The sequence below is a fragment of the Aequoribacter fuscus genome (assembly GCF_009910365.1).
Classification (GTDB): domain Bacteria; phylum Pseudomonadota; class Gammaproteobacteria; order Pseudomonadales; family Halieaceae; genus Aequoribacter; species Aequoribacter fuscus.
On record NZ_CP036423.1, the window covers coordinates 788,308 to 812,475 of the forward strand.

At 51.5% G+C, this 24,168-nt stretch carries 17 protein-coding genes; 10 read left to right on the forward strand and 7 right to left on the reverse strand.

Going from position 1 to position 24,168, the window contains the following annotated elements:
- The first annotated feature begins 17 nt into the window (after positions 1-17).
- The 3 genes from EYZ66_RS03575 to EYZ66_RS03585 all read left to right on the forward strand — a co-directional run bounded on the left by EYZ66_RS03575 (position 18) and on the right by EYZ66_RS03585 (position 5,237).
- Positions 18-2,006 (forward strand): BCCT family transporter, encoded by a 1,989-nt coding sequence (locus tag EYZ66_RS03575; RefSeq protein WP_009576572.1) that lies wholly within the window; start codon positions 18-20, stop codon positions 2,004-2,006.
- A gap of 67 nt (positions 2,007-2,073) precedes the next feature.
- The gene (galE, locus tag EYZ66_RS03580; RefSeq protein ID WP_009576571.1) at positions 2,074-3,102 is read left to right on the forward strand and encodes a UDP-glucose 4-epimerase GalE; all 1,029 of its coding nucleotides are present in this window, start codon (positions 2,074-2,076) and stop codon (positions 3,100-3,102) included.
- A 104-nt stretch (positions 3,103-3,206) separates the two neighbouring features.
- The gene (locus EYZ66_RS03585) at positions 3,207-5,237 is read left to right on the forward strand and encodes a M3 family metallopeptidase (protein WP_009576570.1); all 2,031 of its coding nucleotides are present in this window, start codon (positions 3,207-3,209) and stop codon (positions 5,235-5,237) included.
- A 43-nt stretch (positions 5,238-5,280) separates the two neighbouring features.
- On the opposite strand, the gene EYZ66_RS03590 is transcribed toward EYZ66_RS03585, so the two are convergent.
- Positions 5,281-6,339, reverse strand: coding sequence for an AraC family transcriptional regulator (locus tag EYZ66_RS03590; protein WP_083814405.1), 1,059 nt, complete (start codon positions 6,337-6,339; stop codon positions 5,281-5,283).
- Between the two features lie 102 nt (positions 6,340-6,441).
- Between EYZ66_RS03590 and EYZ66_RS03595 the strand changes: the two genes are divergently transcribed.
- The 3 genes from EYZ66_RS03595 (at position 6,442) to EYZ66_RS03605 (ending at position 12,627) form a co-directional block, all read left to right on the forward strand.
- Positions 6,442-8,940 (forward strand): TonB-dependent receptor, encoded by a 2,499-nt coding sequence (locus EYZ66_RS03595; RefSeq protein WP_160195598.1) that lies wholly within the window; start codon positions 6,442-6,444, stop codon positions 8,938-8,940.
- A gap of 62 nt (positions 8,941-9,002) precedes the next feature.
- Complete coding sequence (locus EYZ66_RS03600; protein WP_160195599.1) at positions 9,003-10,457, forward strand: coniferyl aldehyde dehydrogenase; 1,455 nt, start codon at positions 9,003-9,005, stop codon at positions 10,455-10,457.
- Between the two features lie 52 nt (positions 10,458-10,509).
- Positions 10,510-12,627, forward strand: coding sequence for a PQQ-dependent dehydrogenase, methanol/ethanol family (locus EYZ66_RS03605; protein ID WP_160195600.1), 2,118 nt, complete (start codon positions 10,510-10,512; stop codon positions 12,625-12,627).
- 7 nt (positions 12,628-12,634) lie between these two features.
- Here the strand turns inward: EYZ66_RS03605 and EYZ66_RS14345 are convergent, their stop codons facing one another.
- Positions 12,635-12,796, reverse strand: a complete 162-nt coding sequence (locus EYZ66_RS14345) for a DUF2256 domain-containing protein (RefSeq protein ID WP_083814321.1) — start codon at positions 12,794-12,796, stop codon at positions 12,635-12,637.
- Position 12,797: 1 nt separating this feature from the next.
- Complete coding sequence (locus tag EYZ66_RS03615; RefSeq protein ID WP_009574684.1) at positions 12,798-14,093, reverse strand: DASH family cryptochrome; 1,296 nt, start codon at positions 14,091-14,093, stop codon at positions 12,798-12,800.
- Between the two features lie 184 nt (positions 14,094-14,277).
- Here EYZ66_RS03615 and EYZ66_RS03620 point away from each other — a divergent pair, with 184 nt between their 5' ends.
- Together EYZ66_RS03620 and phrB are read left to right on the forward strand one after the other, a co-directional pair.
- Complete coding sequence (locus EYZ66_RS03620; protein WP_009574685.1) at positions 14,278-15,387, forward strand: NADH:flavin oxidoreductase; 1,110 nt, start codon at positions 14,278-14,280, stop codon at positions 15,385-15,387.
- A gap of 21 nt (positions 15,388-15,408) precedes the next feature.
- Positions 15,409-16,812, forward strand: coding sequence for a deoxyribodipyrimidine photo-lyase (phrB, locus tag EYZ66_RS03625; RefSeq protein ID WP_009574686.1), 1,404 nt, complete (start codon positions 15,409-15,411; stop codon positions 16,810-16,812).
- A 62-nt stretch (positions 16,813-16,874) separates the two neighbouring features.
- Here phrB and EYZ66_RS03630 read toward each other — a convergent pair whose 3' ends face one another.
- The 3 genes from EYZ66_RS03630 to EYZ66_RS03640 all read right to left on the reverse strand — a co-directional run bounded on the left by EYZ66_RS03630 (position 16,875) and on the right by EYZ66_RS03640 (position 19,327).
- Positions 16,875-17,471 carry a DUF3501 family protein gene (locus EYZ66_RS03630; RefSeq protein ID WP_009574687.1) on the reverse strand — a complete coding sequence of 199 codons (597 nt, stop codon included), beginning with the start codon at positions 17,469-17,471 and terminating at the stop codon, positions 16,875-16,877.
- Between the two features lie 15 nt (positions 17,472-17,486).
- On the reverse strand, positions 17,487-18,809 hold the full coding sequence (locus tag EYZ66_RS03635; RefSeq protein ID WP_009574688.1) for a heterodisulfide reductase-related iron-sulfur binding cluster: 1,323 nt from the start codon (positions 18,807-18,809) through the stop codon (positions 17,487-17,489).
- A gap of 98 nt (positions 18,810-18,907) precedes the next feature.
- On the reverse strand, positions 18,908-19,327 hold the full coding sequence (locus EYZ66_RS03640) for a rubrerythrin family protein (RefSeq protein WP_009574689.1): 420 nt from the start codon (positions 19,325-19,327) through the stop codon (positions 18,908-18,910).
- Between the two features lie 139 nt (positions 19,328-19,466).
- Between EYZ66_RS03640 and EYZ66_RS03645 the strand changes: the two genes are divergently transcribed.
- The gene (locus EYZ66_RS03645) at positions 19,467-20,363 is read left to right on the forward strand and encodes a hydrogen peroxide-inducible genes activator (protein ID WP_009574690.1); all 897 of its coding nucleotides are present in this window, start codon (positions 19,467-19,469) and stop codon (positions 20,361-20,363) included.
- A 189-nt stretch (positions 20,364-20,552) separates the two neighbouring features.
- Positions 20,553-22,868 carry a Tex family protein gene (locus tag EYZ66_RS03650; RefSeq protein ID WP_009574691.1) on the forward strand — a complete coding sequence of 772 codons (2,316 nt, stop codon included), beginning with the start codon at positions 20,553-20,555 and terminating at the stop codon, positions 22,866-22,868.
- A gap of 68 nt (positions 22,869-22,936) precedes the next feature.
- Here EYZ66_RS03650 and EYZ66_RS03655 read toward each other — a convergent pair whose 3' ends face one another.
- The gene (locus EYZ66_RS03655) at positions 22,937-24,046 is read right to left on the reverse strand and encodes an AI-2E family transporter (protein ID WP_040815943.1); all 1,110 of its coding nucleotides are present in this window, start codon (positions 24,044-24,046) and stop codon (positions 22,937-22,939) included.
- Positions 24,047-24,168 lie beyond the last annotated feature (122 nt).

Genomic DNA, 24,168 nt, shown 5'->3' on the forward strand with positions numbered 1-24,168 from the left:
AACCCAAAAGGTTATTCATGCAAGAGCAAGCGCACAGCCAGCTGAACAGCGGCGGTTTTATTATTGATAAGCCCGTCTTTTTTTCGTCCCTTTTAATTGTACTTGCACTCGTGTTAGCGGCGACTTTAATGCCAGAGGCCACCGGTGCGGTCTTTGGTCAAATTCAAGCTGCGATTACGCAGTACGCAAGTTGGTATTATGTGCTGGTCGTCGCCATCATTTTGGTAGCGGTCCTGTTTTTCGGGTTTTCACGTCTGGGCGATATCAAGTTAGGTCCGGATCATTCCGTGCCCGATTACTCTCGATCGTCCTGGTTTGCGATGCTGTTTTCAGCCGGTATGGGCATTGGGCTTATGTTCTTCGGCGTGGCCGAACCGGTAATGCATTTCTTAGCGCCTCCTACGGGCGATGCGGGAACGGTTGCGGCGGCAAAAGAGGCGATCCGGCTCACGTTCTTCCATTGGGGGCTGCACGGCTGGGCGATCTACGCCATTGTCGCTTTAGTGCTGGCGTATTTCGCCTTTCGGCACAACCTGCCATTGACCTTGCGCTCGGCTCTGTACCCTTTGATCGGTGACAAGATCTATGGCCCTATCGGCTCGATAGTGGACACCTTTGCGATTGTTGCAACCATTTGTGGTGTGGCCACTAGCCTGGGTTTCGGTGCTCTGCAGATCAACAGTGGTATCAACTATCTAACGGGCCTGCCCATCAGTACCACGGCGCAGATTATTATTGTGGTTGTCACCATGATTCTAGCGACCTTATCTTTGGTTATGGGGCTTGATGCAGGTATAAAACGCCTGTCAGAGTTGAACATGGGTTTGGCGGTGATTTTGTTAGTGGGGGTCGTATTGGCTGGCCCCACGGTCATGTTGTTGCAGATGTTTATGCAAAACATTGGCGGCTACTTGTCGGATTTAGTGACGAAAACGTTTAATTTGTATGCCTATAACCCAACCGATTGGTTGGGCGGCTGGACGATCTTCTACTGGGGGTGGTGGTTAAGTTGGTCACCCTTTGTTGGTTTGTTTATCGCCAGAATTTCGCGTGGCCGTACCATTCGCGAATTTGTTATTGGCGCGATGTTCATTCCCTGTGGTTTTACCTTGTTGTGGATGGCAATGTTCGGCAATAGCGGAATTGAGTTGCTTTTGCACCAAGGGCAAGTGGCCTTTGGCGAGGCGGTGCAAGAGAATCAGGCCGTCGCGCTGTTTAAGTTTCTTGAGTACCTACCCGGCTCGTCTATTATTTCGGGTTTGGCAATCGTTATGGTAGTCGTGTTTTTTGTGACGTCGGCAGACAGCGGTGCCATGGTGCTTAACATGCTGTCTGCGCATGGCCGAGACGATACGCCGCGACTGCAGCGTACGGTTTGGACCGGGATAATTACTCTAGTGACTATTGCGCTGCTCTTGTCGGGTGGACTGGGTGCTCTTCAAACTGCGGCGATTGCCAGCGCCTTGCCGTTTTCGGTGGCTTTAATGGCGGCAATTTTTGGTTTTGCAAAGGCGCTACATATCGATAAGGCTAAACGCGACATGGCTCTACTGGATGTCACTATGCCTTCTATTAGCGATAAGGGAGAATGGAAGAAGCGTCTTCAGCTATTAATGCACTACCCGAGTGAGAATAGTATCCAGCGGTTTCAGCGAGATTCTGTCTATCCGGCCCTGGAGGACTTTGGGCGAGAAATCGAACGCTACGGAGTGCGTTATACCTTGACTGACTTGATTGATGAGGAGGGCCGAGCGGCGATTACGGTAGATCACGGCGGTGAAATGAACTTTGTTTACGAGGTGCACTGCAGCGCTCATCAAGTGCCTATTGATGAATCGGGTGAGGTCGCGACCGGAAATTCCGACAAGATTTACTATCGAGCAGAGGTGCATCTGTCGGAAGGTGGGCAGGATTACGATGTGATGGGTTGGTCCAAGGATCAAGTGATTACCGATATTGTGAACCAATACGAGCATCACATGCACTTTTTGCAGTCTTTGCGCTAGTGGCATAAAGCCCAGTTTTGTATCATAAGCAATCCATAGGATTTGTGGTAACTGAGACAGGTGATGTGTGGCTGACGCGAAAACGATTTTGATTACGGGTGGCGCGGGCTACATTGGTTCGCACACCGTGTTGTGTTGCCTGCAGGCCGGTTATGATGTGGTGGTTATTGACAACCTTAGTAACGGTCATCGAGGAGCGATCGAACGAGTCGAAGAGCTCACAAACAGCACGGTGACCTTCGTTCACGGGGATGTGCAGGACGAGGGTATTCTCGATCGCATATTTTCAAGTCATGTCATAGATTCGGTCATTCACTTTGCGGGTCTCAAGGCCGTGGGCGAAAGCGTACAAAAGCCGACCGAGTATTACACGGTGAATGTCGGTGGCACCTTGACCTTACTTGCTGCGATGGAGCGCGCCGAGGTTCGTAACATCGTGTTTAGCTCATCGGCTACGGTGTATGGCATAGAAGCGCCGACACCCTATCGGGAGTCCTTACCGCGCGGGACAACCTCAAACCCTTATGGTGCCAGCAAGGCCATGATCGAACGCATTTTGGAAGATTTGTGCGTTTCGAACCCTGAGTGGTCGGCGGTTAATTTGCGTTATTTTAACCCCATCGGTGCGCACGAGTCCGGTCGTCTTGGCGAAGATCCACAGGGTATTCCTAACAATTTGATGCCATTCATTGCGCAAGTCGCCGTGGGTCGCCGACCGAAGCTGTCGATTTTTGGTGGTGATTACCCAACAGCGGATGGCACCTGTCGGCGTGATTATTTGCATGTCATGGATTTGGCCGAAGGTCACGTTCAGGCTCTTGGCTATCTGAACAAAAAGGGCTGTCATGCCTTTAATTTGGGCACTGGCACGCCGATTTCAGTGCTGGAGATGGTGCGGGCTTTTGAGCGCGTGACAGGTGTTGCTATACCCTACCAAATTGTCGATCGAAGAGCGGGTGATTTGCCCGAGTTCTGGGCCGATGCCGAGCTTGCCGGAAGGGTTCTGGGATGGAGCGCGAAACGCGATCTAGACGCCATGATGGCAGATACATGGCGCTGGCAATCGGCTAACCCAGAGGGTTTTGTGGGCCAGTAGATTAACCGCTAAACGACAGATTCTCTCACTTGGTCGCTGCAGGCTTTACCGGCCTTTCCAGACTGGGCATAGTGGTGGTGTTGATAACATTGGAGGAAGTCTACGTGTCGGTAAAATCCACCTTACATTTTTCGGTACTGACTGCCGTGCTCGCACTCGGTGCGTGCGGCGACGCTAAAACACCCGAAGTGCCTGCGGCCATCGAGCCAGAACCAACAGTTTCTTTGGCTAAAGATGGTTGGGATTACGCGATGCCAGCCGAAGACCTGCGCGCATTGTGCGAGCAAACGGTCGCGACGGCAAAAGAGCAATTTGCGGCGATTGAAGCGGACATCTCGCCAGCAACGCTGGAGTCAGTGTACGGTGCTTACGAAGCCATGGGCACCAACCTTGAGCAGATTCAACACGCATGGTACATGAAGTCAGTACATCCTGATGAGTCGGTCCGGGACGCGGCTACTGAATGCACTCAGCTTTATTCGGATTTTGCCTCGGGTATCGGCCTGTCGCGCGCTTTTTATGACCGTGTGGCGGCGATCGATACTGTGGGTTTAACCGATTCAGAGCGGCTAATGGTTCACAATCAGCTGCGTGATTTTCGCCAAGCCGGCGTCGACAAAGATGAAGCTACACGCGACAAAGTGCGGGCTCTGCGCAAGGAAATTACAGAAATTGGTAACCAGTTTGACAAAACCATTCGCGATGACACCCGCTATGTCGAGACGACCGTCGAGGCTTTAGACGGTCTGCCGCAAGATTATCTTGATACGCACCAGCCCGACGAGAATGGTGTGGTGAAAATCAGTACAGATTACCCTGACTATTTCCCCGTTATGCGCTACGGCCACAACGATGCCTTGCGCAAAGCTTTATCGACAGCAAGGTTGAGTATTGGCTCTCCGACTAATGAAGCAAACCTTCAGCGTTTAATTGAAAAACGTCACGAGTTGGCCAACTTATTGGGTTACGACAGCTATGCGGCCTATGCGATGGACGGCATGATGATCGCAACGCCTGAGAACGCGAAATCGTTTTTAGACGAAGTCGGTGTGGCCTTGAAAAAAGCTGCTGAAAAAGACTTGGCGATATTGAAAGCGCGCAATCAAAAAATTGATCCTCAAGCCGGTGATGTTCAAGTGTGGCAAAGTAGCTATTTGTCGAACTTGGTTCAGGAAGAAGAGTACGCCTTGGATTCCAAAGAAGTCCGCGAATATTTCCGCTTCGACAAAGTACAGCAGGGTATTTTCGATCTAACGGAGAGCTTGTTCGGGGTGGATATTGTGCCCTGGAAAACGCAAACCTGGCACGACGACGTTACCGCGTGGGAAGTCCGTGAGAACGGAGAGGCGATTGGTCGTTTCTATCTGGACATGCACCCGCGCGACAACAAGTACAAGCATGCCGCGCATTGGACTCTGCGCTCGGGTGTCAAAGGCAAAACCATACCGCTGTCAGGGCTTGCCACCAACTTCCCCAAAGGTTTGATGGAGCACAACCAAGTCGAGACTTACCTGCACGAGTTTGGTCACTTGTTGCATAACATGTTCTCGGGTACCCAAGAGTGGTCTAGCATTACCGGTATGTCGATGGAGCGTGATTTTGTCGAAGCGCCTTCGCAGATGCTAGAAGAGTGGATTTGGGATCTAGAGACCCTACAGAGTTTTGCGACCAACGACGCGGGCGAACCGATTCCCGCCGAACTGGTCGAAAAAATGAATCGAGCCCGTTATTTTGCGACGGCGATGAACACGGCACAGCAAATCTTCTATGCGAACCTGTCATTAGATTTGTACTCGCAAGACCCTGAGTCATTGAATTTGCTCGAGTCCCTGAAAAGTCTGCAGGCGAAATATTCACCGTATCCCTATTTAGAGGGAACGTACTTTTATAATAACTTTGGTCACCTGAACGGTTATTCTTCTAATTACTATATCTATCAGTGGTCACTGGCTATTGCGACGGATCTGTTCAGTCGTTTCGAAGAAGAGGGTATGCGCAATACGGATGTCGCCAAGCAGTACCGTGATGTTGTACTGGGCTCTGCAGGCAGTAAGCCTGCTGCAGAGTTTGTTGAAGAGTTCTTGGGGCGCCCCTTCTCAACGCAGGCGTATATTGATTTATTGAGTAACTTGTAGCCTCTGTCAGCACCCCCTCGTTTGCTTGGGGGTGCAATAGAACCTATACCTCGTAACTCGGCCTCAGGGCGCTTGTTTTCTCTTTTAAGATCTTATCCTTGTGCTGTCGCCGAAATTCGCGCGGCGATAGCCCAGTCCATTTTTTGAACTGCCGAGAAAAAATTGCGACCTCGGCATAGCCCAAGTTAAGCGCCAGTTCGGTGATTGGCATGCTTGAGTCGCTCAGGTGTTGTTTGGCTATCGAGCAACGCACAGCAGTGACTGTCTGGTCGAAACGTGTGCCCATAGCGTTCAATTTGTACTGCAGATTGCGCTTGCTCATGCCAAGCGCCATGGCTACTTTTTCTAAAGTGCAATCTCCGAATGGTAGTAAGCCCCCGATGACCGTGATCGTTTGCTGATAAACATCGTCAGCGGTAATGTTCTTAGATTTCTGTAATAGCTCTTCGAGATGAATTCTCAGCGCTCTGTCGTTGCGAATAGGAACACGAGATAGCCACGCTCTCGGCAAGTCGATGCCGTCAAATTCGGCGTTAAAGCGCAGACGAGAGAGCTTTACTCCATCGATGCTAATTTGACTTGGTTTCGGTTGCCGCAAACATATTGGAAATGAGGCGTTCTCCAGGCCAAGTAACTCTTCTACAAGTGTCGCTAATTGTTGAACGCTTAGTTGAATCTTCTGCAAATATCCGAATCGTTGACATGTCTCACTGTGGAAACTGAGGTAAACGCGCTCGTCCACCATTGTCATGCGCACAGAGATACCGCCAGCCTGCACGCCTAAAAATTGATCGGCGGTTTGCATGGCTTCGGCAAAAGTTGGTTGTTGCGCGATGGTAAGCGTTAAGTCGCCAAAAATTTTAGAGGTTTGTGAAAGCGCTAATTTAAGGCCGAATAAGGGTTCCTTGCAGGTGTTGGCGCCAATTTCAAGGGCATCGGCCAGAGCCGTGTAGGCACAGTAAGAGTTGGGAGAGTGAAGTTGACGCAGTGATAGTCCCGCCTGAGCGAGCAATGAGGAAGGGTCTGCACCTTGCGCTCGCACAAATTCATCGAAGCGGCTTATTGAGCTTACTCGAGCGAGATGCATATTCTTCCCTGTCATGTTTGCGCTATTTGTCAATTGTATTGCGTGATAAGTCAAAATAAAAGCCTAGGGCTTGATTATAGTAAGGGCCCTAAAAATTCTAATAGTGAGAGTCATCTTATGCGCAGTATCAAAAAGTTAGCTTTTAAGTCGTCGGTTTTGGCCGCAGCAATTGCTGGAATCAGTCAGGTTCAGGCACAGAAACTCGAAGAAGTTGTGGTTACTGCTCAAGTTCGTGCCGAGAGTCTTCAAGACGTTTCAATCTCAATGATTGCGATGGGTGGCGATACGATCAAAGATTTTGGTATTGCGCGAGCTGAGGAGTTTGCGGCGAATATGCCCGCCGTTCAGATCTCACAGAACCCCATTGGAAACTTCGTCTTTATCCGCGGTATTGGCACACCGGGTGCGAACCAGGGTATTGAACAATCAGTTTCTATTTTCCATGACGGCGTGTACATGGGGCGCCACCAACTATCGCGTTCGCCTTACATGGATCTAGAGCGAGTTGAGGTTCTGCGTGGACCGCAATCTATTCTGTTTGGAAAGAACACCATCGGTGGCGCGATAAGCGTCATTACAGCAAAGCCAACGGACGAGTTTGAAGGTTTAGTCGGTGCGCTGTACGGCTCTTATGGCGAACAAGAAGTCACCGCTGTTGTATCAGGGCCGATTACTGATACGCTCCGAGGTCGCTTGTCTTACCGCGGTTATGAAATGGATGGCTACATAAAAAATGTCATGACCAACCAAGACGGGCCAATGCGCGACGACGAAACTCTCCGGGCGCAGTTATCTTGGGACGCCTCAGACACTATTTCGGTTACGGCTAAATGGGAGCAAAGTGACTTCCAGCAGGGCCAGCAAGCCACACAGCTCGCGGTATCTAACCCCTTTAACGCTGGCGCCGCGGGTACAGCGGGTTTAAACGCGGCTCTGGTTGGCATCGCTACCGGCGGTTCTGGAGCAGAGCGCTGGGACGATAAGCGGGCGGTGGTTAACGATGGCGGTGTGCTTCTAGGACAAGCAGTTCCTGTACTCGCGGGATTACCAGGCTTCCCTGATCTGCCTGAGTTGAGCGACAACAGCCTAGAAATTGGTCAAGTCACCGTTGATTGGCAAGTGGGAGAACATACCGTGACCTCGATCTCGGCCTACGCGGCCTACGATTATCGCGATATTTGTGATTGCGATTTTGCGGCGATTCCTTTGATTCAGGTTGATGCGACCGAGGACTATTCTCAGATCAGCCAAGAGTTCCGCTTGACGTCGCCAGTCGGTGATAAGTTCGATTACATTGTTGGCCTGTATTACCAAGAAACCGATTTAACTTATCGATCGGGTGAGTCATTTGGGTCGGCGATGGCGTTTCAGCAAGTCGGTGTTCCGACGCCCTTGCTGGTACCTAACCTGACGCGTGACTATGGTCTAGACCAAGACCAAGACATGCTAGCGATCTTCGGTTCTGGTACTTATAGTCTTACCGATGTGACCAGAGTTACGGTGGGCTTGCGTTGGTTTGAAGAAAATAAAACGGCCAGCCACTTTTTGAACAAACGGTTCACCGGTGGGTGGGACTATAGCGCTCTGCTTGGTGCGCCGGCTGGCACGGTAGCCTTTGGGGATACAGCGGCTGACTACGACGCGTTCTTGGCAGGTTTTGGCCAAGTTGATTTGGGCGGCGTTACTGCTGGATTTTTAACTGAAGCGGTTTATGCTGGTTTGTTGGGCACGTTTGAGCACGATATCGTCAATCGTAATCGAACCGAGCGCGACTGGAACTACCAGCTAACGCTTGAGCACGACTTAAACGATGAAACCATGCTGTTTGCGACTGTCTCTAACGGGACCAAAGGCGGCGGGTTTGATGGACGTTTCTTGCGCACTAACGACAACCCATTCTTTGAATACGAGGAAGAAAGCGCGCAAAACTTTGAACTCGGGGTGAAAACTACCTTGCTCGATGGTGGAATGACTCTGAACGCCACGGCATTCTTGACGACGGTAGAAGACTATCAAGTGAGTATCTTTGATGGCGCCACGGCATTCTTCGTTCAAAACGCGGCAGAAATCGAATCGAAAGGCCTTGAAGTCGATATGCGCTGGGCAGCGACAGAGCAACTCACAGTTAATATTGCGGGCACTTGGTTAGATAATGAGTATTCAGAATTCCCCAACGCGCCTTGTTGGGCGACGCCGGCAGATCCTGTCAGGGGTGGCTGCCAGCTCACCGGTACTCCCGATGCTTACCGAAATGCCTCCGGTAGTGTGAATGTCTTTTCTCCTGAGCGGGCGTTTAACCTAAATCTGGAGTACGTGCAGCCATGGGGCAACGACCTTGAGTCTCGTGTTATGTTCAATATGAATTACTCAGACGAATACTTTACGGCCGCTGACTTGGATCCTATTTATGGATTCCAGGATGCCTACACGAAGTACGATCTTCGCGTCTCGCTAGGGCATGCAGACGGCACATGGGAGGTGGCGCTGATTGGCAAAAACCTGACCGATGAATACACCAGCGCAAATAATAATGACCAACCTCTGGTCGCCGGTAACGGGTTTGCGATGACGGATCGCCTGCGTTCCTACATGGTACAAGGTACCTTACGGTTCTAAGTGGTCTTGCTTTCCCCAAGGCGATTTGCCTTGGGGTCTTTTTATATTGATAGGGCGAATGTATGAATAGTTCTGTAAACCCTGCTATCGAAGCTAATTCGCGTTCAGAAACCGCCGAGGCGTTGGCGCAGACGCTACGCAAGCAAAGACAGGCTTTTTTGGCGGAGCCACAGCCAACTTTCGCGAGTCGCAAAGCCGATTTATTGCAGTTAAAGCGCTTAGTCGCAGAAAATTCAGATGCAATTATTGCCGCGATTTCAAAAGATTATGGCAACCGTTCTAGCTTTGAGTCTAAGTTTGCCGAGATTGTTACCGGTTTAGACACGATCAATCATACGATCAAGCATTTAAAACGATGGATGAAGCCTCAGAAGCGGTCCATAGATTGGACCATGTACTTCGGTGCCAAGAATCGTTTGATACCTCAGCCCCTCGGCGTCGTTGGCTTGATTATTCCATGGAATTTTCCGATCAACCTGACCTTCTCACAGCTTACCGCTGTGTTCGCGGCTGGTAATCGAGCCATGGTTAAAATGTCGGAAAATTCCATTCATTTGACCCGTTTGTTACAACAACTCGCGCCGAACTATTTTGCTGATGACAAGCTGACCTTCTTTGAAGAGACCGGTTCGGTTGGTGTTGAATTCTCGAAACAGCCATTTGACCTGATGATATTTACCGGCTCTGGTCAGACTGGTCGGAAGGTGATGGCCGCAGCGGCTGAAAATTTAACCCCTGTTATTTTGGAGCTGGGTGGTAAAGCCCCCGCAATCATCGACCCCGCCTACTCAATGCAGAAGGCTGTGGACCGAATTTTATTCGTGAAACAGTTTAATGCCGGCCAAATTTGTACCAACGTAGATTATGTCTTTGTGCACAAGTCGCAAATCGATGATTTTGTTGCCAAAGCTGATGCGTATGCGCGGGCACATTGCCCAGATATTCTGTCGGATGACTATACTTCGATAATCGATGATAGAGCGTACCAGCGGTTGGTTCATACGCTTGATGACGCGCGCGAGAAAGGTGCTCGCGTCGTACCGCTGAGTGACCAAACGCCCGATCCGACCTCACGGAAAATACCTCTACATTTGGTCTTGGATACAACGTCGGACATGCTCATTCGCCAGCGTGAAACCTTTGGGCCGCTGTTGATGGTCTTAAGCTACGAAACGTCGGATGATGTGATTACTTACGTTAATGCACATGATAGGCCGCTGGCGCTTTACCCATTTACCGATAATAAAGCGCTGTGTGATCGGTACATTAGCAATATCATGTCTGGTGGCGTTACTGTGAACGACGCCTTGTTCCATGTTGCGCAGCACGATTTGCCCTTTGGTGGTGTTGGCCCATCGGGAATGGGGCATTATCATGGATACGAGGGCTTTGTTGCGTGCTCGAAAATGCGGCCGGTATTTTATCAGGCATCGACAACCATGATGAAAAAGTTGGCACCACCCTATGGGGATTTCGCCAACAAGACCATGAACCTATTGATAAAAATGAAGCGCTAACGAGCGGCTCTGACAAACAAGGTGACGTGAAATGATCAACCTGGTTCGAAGTATGCGACAAAATGTATCGGTGTTGGCTCTCGCCACTCTGGTATTGATGGTGGGTTGTAATGACAGCGGCAATCCACAGGTAACGTCTAACGACGCAAGCGCCCCGCAAGAGCTTGATGTGGCGTGGGCCTCTCATGGCAATGATTGGGGAGAGCAACGCTACTCGAACTTGACGCAAATCAACACGGATAATGTCTCTGAGCTTGGTCTTGCTTGGTACTTTGATATGTTCACCGATCGCGGGGTAGAAGCGACGCCGCTAATGGTGGACGGTGTGTTATATGTCACCAGCGCTTGGTCAATTGTGTACGCTTTAGACGCCAGAAGCGGCGAGTTACTGTGGTTCCACGATCCCAAAGTGCCTCGATCGTTTCTCGCCAAAGGCTGCTGCGATGCCGTGAACCGAGGTGCCGCTTATGCTCAAGGGCGAATTATTGCGAGTACTTACGACGGTCGTTTGATTTCTTTAGACGCCAAAACTGGCGAGCTGCAATGGGACGTTCAGACAACCGACCGAGAACAGTCCTACACCATTTCAGGTGCGCCACGTATTGCCAACGACAAGGTCATTATTGGTAACGGCGGCGCTGAATTGGGCGTTCGCGGGTATGTAACAGCTTACGATATTGCCACCGGCGAGCAACAGTGGCGTTTCTACACGGTGCCAGGAAACCCCGCCGATGGGTTTGAGAACGACACCATGGAAATGGCTGCTCAAACGTGGAATGGCGAATGGTGGAAATGGGGTGGCGGTGGCACCGCATGGGATTCTTTCGTATTTGATCCCAATCTTAACTTAGTCTACTTGGGTGTGGGTAATGGTTCTCCATGGAACCAAAAATTGCGCAGTCCCGGGGGTGGCGACAACTTATTTCTCGCATCGATTGTCGCAGTAGACGCTGATACCGGCGAGTATGTTTGGCATTATCAAACGGCGCCTGGCGATACCTGGGATTACACTGCAACACAGCACATGATCCTGGCGGATCTAGAGTGGCAAGGTGAAACGCGAAAAGTCATCATGCAGGCGCCTAAAAATGGCTTTTTCTATGTGCTCGACCGTGCGACAGGCGAGCTTTTGTCGGCCGAACCTTACACCGCAATGACCTGGGCCACGCATGTTGATATGGCGACGGGTAAGCCCGTGGAAACCGAAACGGCCAGAGTGTTTGATGGGGAAAACGTAACGTTACCGAGCAATGCTGGTGGTCATAATTGGCCGCCCATGTCGTACAACCCAGATACGGGCCTCGTGTACATTCCGACACTGCAAGTAGGCATTCAGTTCAAAGAACCGACGCATGAGCGCGATACAAAGCCCGCACAGGGGTACTGGAATCAGGGTTTTGACCGCACCAATTACGTGCTGCCTCAACTGCCGAATATCGACGAAATTGTCGATAGTGGAGTAAGCGGACAGTTACTGGCGTGGGACCCCGTCGCGGGAGAGGCGCGGTGGAAAGGCAACTTGGGACGCGTGAGCGGTGGCGGTGTGCTCAGCACGGCTGGCAATTTGGTGTTTCAGGGGCATCACGATCAATTCAGGGCATTGAATGCTACCAATGGTGATTTGCTTTGGTCTGACGAGGTTCATACCGTGGCAATGGCGCCTCCCATTACATACAGCTTGGATGGACAGCAGTATGTGGCGATTGCCGTGGGCTTTGGTGGTGGCTTAGCGGCTGAGGCGGGCGCGGTATCGCACGGCTGGGATACCGACGCCAATATGTCACGAGTACTGGTTTATAAATTGGGTGGCACAGCAGAAGCGCCGGCTAACGAGGTTGTTCGTCAGCCGCTGCCGGAACCACCGCCTGTAACAGGAACCCAGGAGCAAATAGCACTGGGCCAGCAGATATTCCAGCGTCATTGCTCGGTCTGTCACGGCGATGGATTGCGTACAGGAGGTTTGACTCCGGATTTAAAGCGTACTTCAGCTGGAACCCACGAGGTTTGGCAGAAAATTGTTCGGGAAGGGCTGCTTCAATATGGTGGGATGCCAGGGTTTGGCCAGTTTGTTACCGAGCAAGAGGCCGAGGCCGTGCGCCAATACGTTCTGGACGTTGCGAATACCGCCTATCAGCTGCAGGAATCGGCTAAGTTAGAAACAACGCAATAAATCAAACTCAGGGGTTGCTGACTCTCTTCTGTCGGCGCCCCTCAGCGCTACACCGTTTGGAACAGTAAATCACTGACTCCCAGTCGCGCTTCCATTTCGCGCGCCACGCAAACGGGCGCTCGCAGACGGGACAAATTTTAGTTGGAAGGTTTAGCTTTTTGTGCGCCATGTTAGCTTATCGGCCAATCGGCGGCGTCGGTGACAAACTCGGGCTGAGGGGTACGATAGCCATCCCACTGCGTAATAAAAAGCCCCTTGGGGTCGTATTGCTCGGTTTGTTTGTCGATATTGAAGTGCCGGCCCCCGCGCGGGTCACTACCTACCCCTGCTATATACTGCCAATTGCCGTAGTTACTGGCCACATCGAAGTCGATGAGATACTTTTCGAAAAACGCCGCTCCGTAGCGCCAGTCAACACCTAGGTCGTGGATCAAACTGCTGGCTGCAATTTGACGGCCTCGGTTACTCATAAAACCTGAGCGTACGAGTTGGTGCATTAAGGCGTTGACCAAAGGGTAATTGGTTTCACCACGACACCAGCGCGTGAACTGGCGTGGATCGAAGGTGCGCAACTGTTTTTTGCGAGCTACGCCATAGGGCAAGAACAGATGTACGCCATCGATTTGCGCGCGCCAATAGAAGAACTCGCGCCACAGCAGCTCGAAAAAGACCCAGTAGGTCGATTCGTTGGCCGTAACTTCGTTCTCGAAGCGCTGGACGTGGTGCAGGATGGTTCGGGGCGAGACAGCGCCGGTCGCAAGCCAAGGTGAAAGTGCGGAGTAGTTGTCTAGGCCGTCAAGAGCATTCCGCGTTTGCTTGTAGGTAGCAATCGCCTGTCGGTCAAAAACCCAGTGTTTGATTCTTCGCAGGGCTTCTTGTTCGCCACCGCGATACGGAAACGTGGGGTGAGGGCGAGTGTTATTGGATGGAGTAGGCCCGTATCGCACTTCGGTTATTTTCGGTGGCAGTTGCTTAGGCGTCGCAAGTGGCTCTGCAATGGGTTGGGCTTCCATTTTTTTGCGGAATGGCGTGAAGTGTTTGGGTAGATCGGCCAGATCAAAAGTGAGATCGTCCTCGTCGAACAGGGTGTTGCCCCGCGTTACGCTAACGTTACAGTCTAAGGCGTCTTGCAGTGCTTTGAGCGAGTTGCTTTCGTTGTAGGCCTGCGGACGCGAGGTGATGAGGTGTTCAATGCCAAGCTCCTCTATCATGAGGGGCAGCACTTGTTCAGGATGTTGTACGCTGACAAATACGTCTTGTCCAAGTTCGCTAAGCTGGTGCCTGAGGTGCTCGAGCGTTTCGCTCAAAAATCGCGTGCGTTGCGCGCCCAGTCCCGTGAGGTTGCACCATGGTCTGGGCTTTGGCCAGCAGTAGACAATCAGTAATTCGCTTGCCTGACTGGCCAGCTGAAAGCCTGCATTGTCAGCTAGGCGGAGATCATTTTGTAACCAAAGTAGGGTGCGCATAAAAGCCTCTGAGTTGAGACGTAGATACGCTTTAACGCAGGGCTCGGATTCTTATTGTAGGTGGACTGCTCACGCGTTGATCGTCACAAATCGTGACTGTCGTAAGCTGACCGCGCTAAGCGCTTGGCCTTAACATCGAGAGCCCGTATGCTAATTGCTTTAATGATAATGACTAGGAGTCACTGTGACTGACATAAGCTGTCTGTTTGAGCCCGTAACTTTGGGCAATTTAACCTTGCCCAATCGTATTGCCATGGCGCCCATGACGCGCAATTCATCGCCCGATAACATCCCGACGGATGCAAACGTTGAGTACTACCGCAAACGTGCCGCGGCGGGTGTGGGTTTGATCATCAGCGAGGGTACTTGCGTCAACCACCCGGGCGCCAGTGGTTACCCGGGTGTTCCTTATTTTTACGGTGAAGAACGTTTAGCAGGATGGAAGCGAGTGGTCGAGGCCGTGCACGCTGAGGGCGGGAAATTTGCGCCACAGCTTTGGCATGTCGGTGCCGTGCGTAAAGCGGGGACACCCCCCGAGGGCGATGTCCCCGGGTACGGTCCGTCCGGTATGAATGTGCCCGGCAAGGTCAATCGTCATGTCATGACTCAGCAGGACATTGACGACGTGATCAAGGCCTTTGCCGATGCGACGCGCGATGCTAAGGCGATTGGTTGTGATGCGGTAGAGCTGCACTGTGCACACGGTTACTTACCCGATCAATTCCTGTGGGAAGGTACTAATCAACGCACTGATGAATACGGTGGCTCAATGGCAAATCGTTCCCGATTTGTGGTCGAGCTTATCAAAGCCTGTCGCGCGGCGGTGGGCCCCGACTTCCCCATTATCATGCGCTGGTCGCAGTGGAAACAACAAGATTACACGGTGAAGTTGGTCGACACCCCAGAGCAGCTTGACGAATTTTTAAGGCCTTTCGTGGACGCTGGGGTCGACATCTTCCATTGCTCGACGCGCCGTTTCTGGGAGCCCGAGTTTGAAGGCAGTGATCTGAATTTGGCAGGCTGGACGAAGAAACTGACGGGTAAACCCACGATCAGTGTGGGTAGTGTGGGCCTGAACGCAGACTTTTTGCCACAAGCAGGAGAAACCGCTTTCCGTGCCGCCGAACCAGCAAGTCTAGATGAGCTAATCACGCGTATTAGCAATGACGAATTCGATTTGGTTGCGGTGGGGCGGGCATTAATTGCCAATCCGGAGTGGCCAGCTATGGTGAAAGCCGGTCGTTTTGATGAGCTCGAGTCTTACGATTCTAAGATGCTAATGACGCTTAAATAAACGGCCTATAGGGGTGCCGTTTTGACAAGACATTTGGTTTGGTTCCGACAAGATTTACGCGTTTACGACAACACGGCTCTCTGGCATGCCTGCCTCGATCCCGAGGCAGACGTGATTGCCCTTTTTTGTGCGACGCCACAGCAGTGGCGCTTGCACGATATGGCCCCAGTGCGCGAGCGGTTTTTATGGCGCAACCTAACCGCATTGAAGGAGAGGTTAGGCGAGCTCAATATTCCCCTGGTGGTCAAACATTGTCAGACCTTTGAGGACTGCGTGCAGGATGTGCCAACACTGTGCGAGGCGTTAGGGGTCACAAATCTTTACGCTAATTGCGAATACCCTGTCAATGAGCAAAAGCGTGACAGAGCTATACGAGAGGCATTAGCGGACAAAGTCAGTTGCCACTGGCATCACGACTTTGGCATCAAACCCCTAGGCCTTCTGACGAAGACGGGTAACCCCTATACGGTCTTTAGCCCCTTTAAACGCGCTTGGATAGAGCGCTGGCGAGCTGACCCGGCACCAATTTATCCTGCCCCTGAGCCTCGCCGCTGTTCTGCAGCGGTGCCAGGTAGCGAGTTGCTCGCTTCAGATAAACAGGCAATGGACCAGTTTTGGCCAGCGGGGGAAGACGCCGCCATGAATCGTTTAGCGCATTTTTGTGAGGATCGTATCGACCACTACAAGGCCAAACGCGATCTACCCGCAGAGCCCGGTACCTCGGAACTGAGTCCTTATTTAGCTGCCGGCGTCATTTCGCCGAGAGTGTGTTTAGACGCCGCCATACGAGCCAATCGCGGTGACATCCACGAGGGTAGGCAAGGCCCTGATACCTGGATCAGCGAGCTGATTTGGCGGGATTTTTACATTCACATCCTAGATACCTACCCCCGTGTATCGATGAACCGCTGCTTTAGAGTCGAAGGCGAGAAGATTCCTTGGCGCAATGCTCCTGAGGACTTTGCTGCGTGGTGTGAGGGGCGCACGGGTTACCCTATCGTCGATGCCGCTATGCGGCAGTTGGTCCAAACCGGATGGATGCACAATCGCCTGCGCATGTTAGTCGCGATGTTTCTCACGAAACAGTTACTCATAGACTGGCGTGAGGGAGAACGTTTTTTTATGCAGCATTTAATCGACGGTGATTTGGGAGCGAATAATGGGGGTTGGCAGTGGGCAGCCTCGACAGGCACTGACGCGGCACCGTATTTTCGAATTTTTAATCCGATCACTCAAAGCCAAAAATTCGATGCTAGCGGTGCGTTTATTCGTCGCTTTGTACCTGAATTAAGAGAGTTGTCCGATAAAGATATTCACATGCCCGCGCCATTGATGCGACAAAGCTTGGCGAGTGCTTATCCTGAACCAGTCGTTGAATTGAAGTTTGCCCGTGAGCGAGCGCTTGCGGCGTTTAAATCGGTTTAGTAGAGAGAAAAAAGGCGTGCAGCAAAGCGAGGGGGGATATGGCGCTGCACGCCCAGGAGTGACTAGTTAATTGCGGCTTCGTTTAAGTCAGCCACCAGCGAGTTGCGAATATTGTCAGCGACTTCAAACGCGTCGATGCGGTAATTGTCGTGGTCAATACCAGCGAATATTTTCGCGCCTTTCTTCGCGGCGGTAATCATCGCGGGTGTAAGCTCGTAACGCATGAAGTGTACGCTTGAGGTCTTGTCAGCGGTTTCGCGTTCTAAATCCTCATCGGCGATCGCAAAGATCTTGTCAAAGCCCTCGACCTGCAGCCAGGTTACGTCTTCGATACCAATGAGCTCGCCTAGACGCACAGCACGCTCGGCTGGGTCGGTGTACTCGATCATAAACGTCGCCTTCCAGTTGTGTCCGTCTGGGATGAGTGGATTGTAGGCGTCGAGTTCCTCATGAATACCTTCAGCCTCGAATACGCGCTCGATGCGCAGCATTTCTTGGATTTGGTACTTGATCGTCAGCGTATCTTCAAAGTACAGACGCGCGTGCGCACCCAACGCTAGCTGACGCGATTTCTTGTGCGCTAGCACCTTTTCCCGAAAGCCCGCACGTTCTTGTGCGTACTCTTCAAGTGACCAGAGATCGGCTCTGGATAAAGTCATAGTATCCTCCTAAGTTTAAAGGCCGTAAGCCATGCACAGTAGGGTCATGGGGTGTTTGGGTTTGTCCACTTTGCTGGACAGTTTGGCAATGTGAGTTGCGGCCATGGGGCAATCGCTCGAGAAGTAATCTGGCTCTTGCTCGTCGACCTTGCGAACCACTGGGCGCGCAATCTTGACGGCTTTTTGATAGGTTTCTTCCTTCACCGCGTAGGTGCCGTCATGCCCGGAGCATCGCTCTTGAGCCGTGACGGTGGTTTCGGGTACCAAATTCAGCACGTCGCGTGTTTTCATGCCGATATTTTGTACGCGTAAATGGCAGGCGACTTGATAGGCAATATCACCCAGCGCATTCGGGAATTCAGTGTTCAATTCGCCCCCTTTATGGCGTAACCACAAGTACTCGAAGGGGTCAAAGAAGGCCTTTTGTACTTTCAGGACATCGGGGTCGTTGGGAAACAGCAATGGCAATTCTTGCTTGTACATCAGTACACACGAAGGAATGGGCGCAATGAGGTCATAGCCCTCATCGACCAGTTTGGCCAATACGGGGATATTGGCGTCTTTTAATTTTTCAACGGTGTCTAGGTCACCCAGCTCAAGCTTTGGCATGCCGCAGCATTTTTCCTTGGGGACGATATCAATGTGAATTCCGTTATGCTGAAAAACTTTTACAAAGTCTTCACCTAGGGTTGGACTGTTGTAGTTGCCATAACAGGTCGCGTAAAGGGCTACTTTGCCCGTGGTGTTACCCACTTCTTTAGGCTCTAGACTCTTGATCATCGGTTTGACGCGCTTGCGCAAGGTCTTGCTGTGAAACTCAGGCACAGGTGCCTCTCTGTGCACACCAAAGCCTTTTTCGAATACGTTGCGGAAGGTGTCGTTCTTGTTTAAGGCGTTGACCGTTACGTCGACCAGAGGGATGGACGTCATGCCAAACACTGTATCCGTACTCGTCAGCACCTTGTCACGAAGTCGAGCGCCTTCGTTCTTAAACTTCTGCGCTTTGGCGCGAAGCATTAAGTGAGGGAAGTCGATATTCCATTCGTGTGGCGGCACGTAAGGGCACTTAGTCATGTAGCAGAGATCGCACATGTAGCACTGGTCGACAACTTTAATGTAGTCTTCCTTGGCGACGCCGTCGACTTCCATGGTTTCCGATTCGTCGACTAAGTCAAATAGCGTGGGAAACGAATCGCACAAGCTTACGCAGCGGCGGCAGCCGTGACAGATGTCGTAGACGCGCTCTAATTCATCATTCAGTGCGTCTTTGTCCCAAAATTCTTCCGATTTCCATTCAATCGGATGGCGTGTAGGTGCCTCTAAGCTGCCTTCTCTCACGATGCTTCCCCTCAAGATTCGGTATTGATGTAGCGAAAAAGGGGCCCAAGCGCTTGGGCCCCCTGACACGCACCCGGATCAGGCGCGTGACTTTAGAATTAACCGTCGAGTTGATCCAAAGCTTTTTGGAAACGATTAGCGTGGCTGCGCTCAGCTTTCGCCAAAGTTTCCATCCAGTCAGCGATTTCGTCGAAACCTTCGTCGCGCGCGTCTTTCGCCATGCCTGGGTACATATCGGTGTACTCGTGAGTTTCACCTGCAATAGCTGCTTTCAGGTTGTTCTCAGTGCTACCGATGGGTAGACCCGTTGCTGGATCGCCTACAGCCTCTAAGTACTCTAAGTGACCGTGAGCGTGGCCTGTTTCGCCTTCTGCAGTTGAACGGAATACTGCTGCAACATCGTTGTAACCTTCAACGTCCGCTTTGGCGGCGAAGTATAGGTAACGACGGTTTGCTTGTGATTCACCTGCGAATGCATCTTTCAGGTTTTGTTCGGTTTTTGAACCTTTTAGTGACATTGTCTTTACTCCTTGTTTACCACTAGTGATGGTCGTGCACGACCGGAATAAGCCCTACACTATGCAGGGATACGTAGTGTAAAGCCGAACGGATGATCTGTATAATGAAAAAAATCAGACTTACCTTTCGGAAAAATCGATGAGTAGACAGCCCACCCTCAAACAACTGCGCTACCTCCTAGCGGTAGCGGACGCTGGACATTTCGGACAAGCCGCTAAAGCCTGCTTTGTGTCGCAATCCACCCTGAGTGCCGGCGTCTCTGAACTCGAAGATCTATTAGGCGTGGTTTTATTAGAAAGAACAAGCCGAACTGTCCTATTAACTGATATCGGTCAAGAAGTGGTACGACGCGCTCGCGCTACCTTGCTGGATATCGAGGATATGATCGCCGTTTGTGACGCCTCGCAAAAGCCTTTTACGGGCCGCTTGCGCATGGGCGTGATACCCACTATCGCGCCATTTGTTCTGCCGTCTTTAATGAAACGACTGCGTGAAGAACATCCAGACTTTAAACTGTTGGTGAAAGAGGATTTAAGTGGGCACTTGGTCGAGGCGTTGAATAAGGGCGATCTCGATGTACTGCTGCTGGCGTTGCCGTTTGATTCGGAAAACGTCGACACAGAAGTCTTGTATGAGGACAAGTTTTGGTTCGCCTGTGCCCATAGCCACTCATTACATCAACGCGACAGCATGCTGCCCGACGATCTGCGAGGCCAAGATCTGTTGTTGCTTGAGGACGGTCACTGCTTGCGAGATCATGTGTTGGAGGCCTGTAACCTTGAACTGAAAGACGTATCATTGCCGTTTCAAGCCACCAGTTTAAATACCATTGTGCAAATGGTGGCGAGCGGGATAGGCGTTACCTTACTCCCAGATATGGCGGTTCATGGCTCTTTGCTGGCGGGGGTTGATATCAGTCTCAAACCGTTTGCCGCTGAGGCGATTTCTCGGAATATTGGTTTAATGTGGCGTAAGAAAAGCCCGCGAGCATTGGATTACCGGGCTTTGGGGGAGATTGTGGCGGCCACTCGTTAAACGTTTATCAGTGAAATAATTTTGATCCGCGCTCGATCAAAGCACGCGCTGAGCGTTCGCACTACAAATCACGCGTCTGTGCGCTGGCTAATCGACAAGATTCAAGGCTTGGATACTTTCGAACTAGATGCCACTTGATTGTTGCTGTGAGATACTAGACGACTTTACGCGGTACTAGGAAAATCCCCAATGATCTCACTGTCTCGGCGCATTGCTGACGAACTCGGCGTAGCCGAAAAACAAGTAACAGCCACCATTGAACTACTGGATGAAGGCGCCACGGTTCCCTTTATTGCCCGTTATCGAAAGGAGGTGACGGGTTCTTTAGATGACACACAGTTGCGTCAGTTGAGCGAGCGCCTGGTGTATTTACGCGAGCTTGAAGATCGACGCGATACGATCCTAAAAAGTATCGAAGAGCAGGGAAAGCTGACTGAAACCCTAAAAAAAGAGATCTTAGATGCCGAGACCAAAACGCGTCTCGAAGATTTGTATTTGCCCTACAAGCCCAAGCGACGCACGAAAGGCCAGATCGCCATTGAGGCGGGCATTGAGCCCTTGGCGGATGCCTTACTTGGAAATCGTCACTTGGATCCAGCAGCAGAAGCTGAAGCTTACTTAAATGCTGAGGCAGGCATTGCCGACGCCAAGGCAGTGCTGGATGGCGCTAAATACATTCTGATGGAGCGTTTCGCGCAGGAAGCCGATTTGCTTGCCAAGCTGCGGAGTTATCTGGCCGATAACGGCACCTTGCTCGCAACCGTGATGGCAGGTAAAGAGTCGGAGGGTGAGAAGTTTCGAGATTATTTCGAGCACAAAGAGCCGTGGTCAAAAGTGCCGTCGCATCGTGCCTTGGCGATGTTTCGAGGTCGCCGCGAAGGAATTCTTAGCGTCAAGGTCGACGTCGAAGTGCCAGACGGGGAGAGACACCCGTGCGAATCCATGATAGCCCAATTCTTTGACCTACGTGACGAAGGTCAGCCAGCGGATGCGTGGTTGCAGGAAACCGTGCGCTGGACCTGGCGTATTAAGCTGCAGTTCCACCTAGAAACCGAGTTGTTGGCTGATTTACGCGAGCGCGCTGAAGCCGCTGCGATTGAAGTATTCGCAGCGAACCTGCAGGATTTGTTGTTAGCCGCGCCTGCCGGTCAGCGGGCCACCATAGCCCTCGATCCTGGTTTGCGCACGGGGGTCAAAGTCGCTGTGATCGATAGTACAGGTAAGGTTGTTGATCACGGCGCAATTTATCCGCATGCCCCCAAAAATCAGTGGGACGCGTCTATCGCGCAGTTAGCCAAGTTGGCTAAGCAGTATTCGGCTGAGCTTATTGCCATTGGCAATGGTACGGCATCGAGAGAAACCGATAAGCTAGCCGCTGATGTTATTAAGCTGCACCCAGAATTGGGTTTGCAGAAGGTCATGGTAAACGAAGCGGGTGCCTCGGTGTATTCAGCTTCGGCCGAAGCGGCAGCGGAAATGCCCGATCTGGACGTCACGATACGAGGCGCGGTGTCGATTGGGCGGCGCTTGCAAGATCCCTTGGCCGAGCTTGTGAAAATTGACCCCAAATCGATTGGTGTAGGTCAGTATCAGCATGATGTGAGTCAGATTCAATTGGCGAAAAGTTTGGATGTCGTTATCGAAGACTGTGTAAACAGTGTAGGCGTTGAGCTCAACACGGCCTCGGCTCCCTTGTTGAAACGCGTGTCGGGTTTAAACCAAACCATCGCCGATAACATCGTCGCATTCAGAGATCAACACGGTGCCTTTAAAGATCGTGCGAGCTTAAAGTCGGTACCGCGTTTGGGCGAGAAAACCTTCGAGCAAGCCGCGGGTTTTTTGCGCGTTCACGGCGGGGCCTATCCTCTAGACAGCTCTGCAGTGCACCCCGAGGCCTACAGTATCGTCGAGGCCATGGCTGCTGACCTTAAGTTGAGTGTTGCAGATTTGGTTGGGAATAAATCTGCGATTTCTAAAATCGATTTAGAGCGCTATGTCAGCGAGCAATTTGGATTGCCGACGTTGCAAGATATTGTGCGCGAACTGGAAAAACCAGGCCGTGATCCACGTCCAGAATTTGCCACCGCAAGCTTTAAAGAGGGTGTTGAAAAAATCAGTGACCTTGAATCGGGTATGGTGTTGGAGGGCACAGTGACCAATGTGACCAATTTTGGCGCGTTTGTCGATGTTGGGGTGCATCAAGACGGCCTCGTCCATATCTCGGCTTTGGCGGACAAGTTCGTTAAAGACCCTCGCGACGTGGTCAAGGCGGGTCAAGTCGTCAAAGTCAAAGTGATGGAGGTCGACGAGGGACGTAAGCGTATTGGCTTAAGTATGCGAATGTCAGATGAGCCTGGTAGTTCAGACCGGGGAGCGCCGAGATCTGCGCGGCCCGAGCGTCGGGAGAGCGGCAGGCCTAAATCGTCATCCGGTCAATCCTCTGCGCAACCCGCGGCACAAGGCACGATGGGAGCTTTGCTGCAAGCCGCAATAAATAAAAAATAGGGCATAACGCTCTTCAATTGCCGCCACAGTGCCGCCTATCACTCGGTGTACTGTGGCGTGGTCGAAGCCTAAAGTGGCGGTGAACTGACATCTCGGTCGTCAGCGCTTTTATCGTCGTGCATTGCATCGCCGTCGAGTATAACGTTGAACTCGCGACTAAAAATTTCCCAAAAGGTGATGAACAGCACGGCAATTAACGGACCAAGCACGAAGCCTGTCATGCCGAACATTGTGAATCCGCCCAAAGTGGATAATAAGACTAAATAATCCGGTAATTTGGTATCTCGGCCTACCAAGATTGGGCGCAAAATATTATCGACTAAGCCAATCACAATGGCGCCAAAGGCGATCAAGATAATGCCGTCAGAGGTGTTACCGGTTGCTAACAAATACAGGCCAACAGGGAGCCAAATCAGGCTTGCGCCAACCACCGGAATTAGCGACAGCACCGTCATTACAACGCCCCACAATACGGGGCCCGGTAGGTCGAGCAGCCAAAATATGAGGCCTCCTAGTGAGCCTTGCGCCATTGCTACAACTAAACTGCCTTTGATAGTCGCTCGGGTGACTTCCGCGAACTTTTGCATGAGCAGGCGCTCACGCTCATCGCCCAGTGGCAGTGCGCGGATCAAAATGGGAATGAGTCTAGCGCCATCGCGTAGCATAAAAAACGTGAGATACAGCATCAACCCCAAGCTAACCAGCCATCCCAAGGTGTTTTGCCCGATTAGCAAGGCATTGCTCGCCATGACTTTGCCGGCTTCGACCGACAGTGAGCCAAGTTGCTGCTTAACTTCTGCGACATCGAAACCTAAGGTTCGTAAAAGTTCATCAATAACCGGGAAAGCTTGGCGTATTTGGTCAATCCAAAGTGCTGGCTTAAGTTGTCCAGACTCCAGTTGTTGATAGATCGCGGTGCCTTGCTTAATAAACGAAGACGCTAAAAATAAGGCGGGTGTTACAGCAATGAGCACGCATGCCAATAACGTCACGAGGGCGGCGATGTTTTCATGGCGCGGGTATCGGTCTAGTAATTTTGCGTGCAGGGGGTGAAATAAAAGCGCGATAATACAGGCCCATAGGATCACGCTAAAAAAAGGCAGCATCAGGTAGGTAAAAGCGATACTCACGGCAATGAGCGCTGCGATGAACGATCGTATCTCGATAACTTTTTGCATGTCTGGCTCGCGATTTGGCTTTGGCACTCAAGTGTAGCCCGAGTGCGTAATAAGACACAAAGTCAATAATCTGCTAAGCGTTTAAGTTTTGTGTACACTTGCGTTCTTTTTTGAGGAGGACC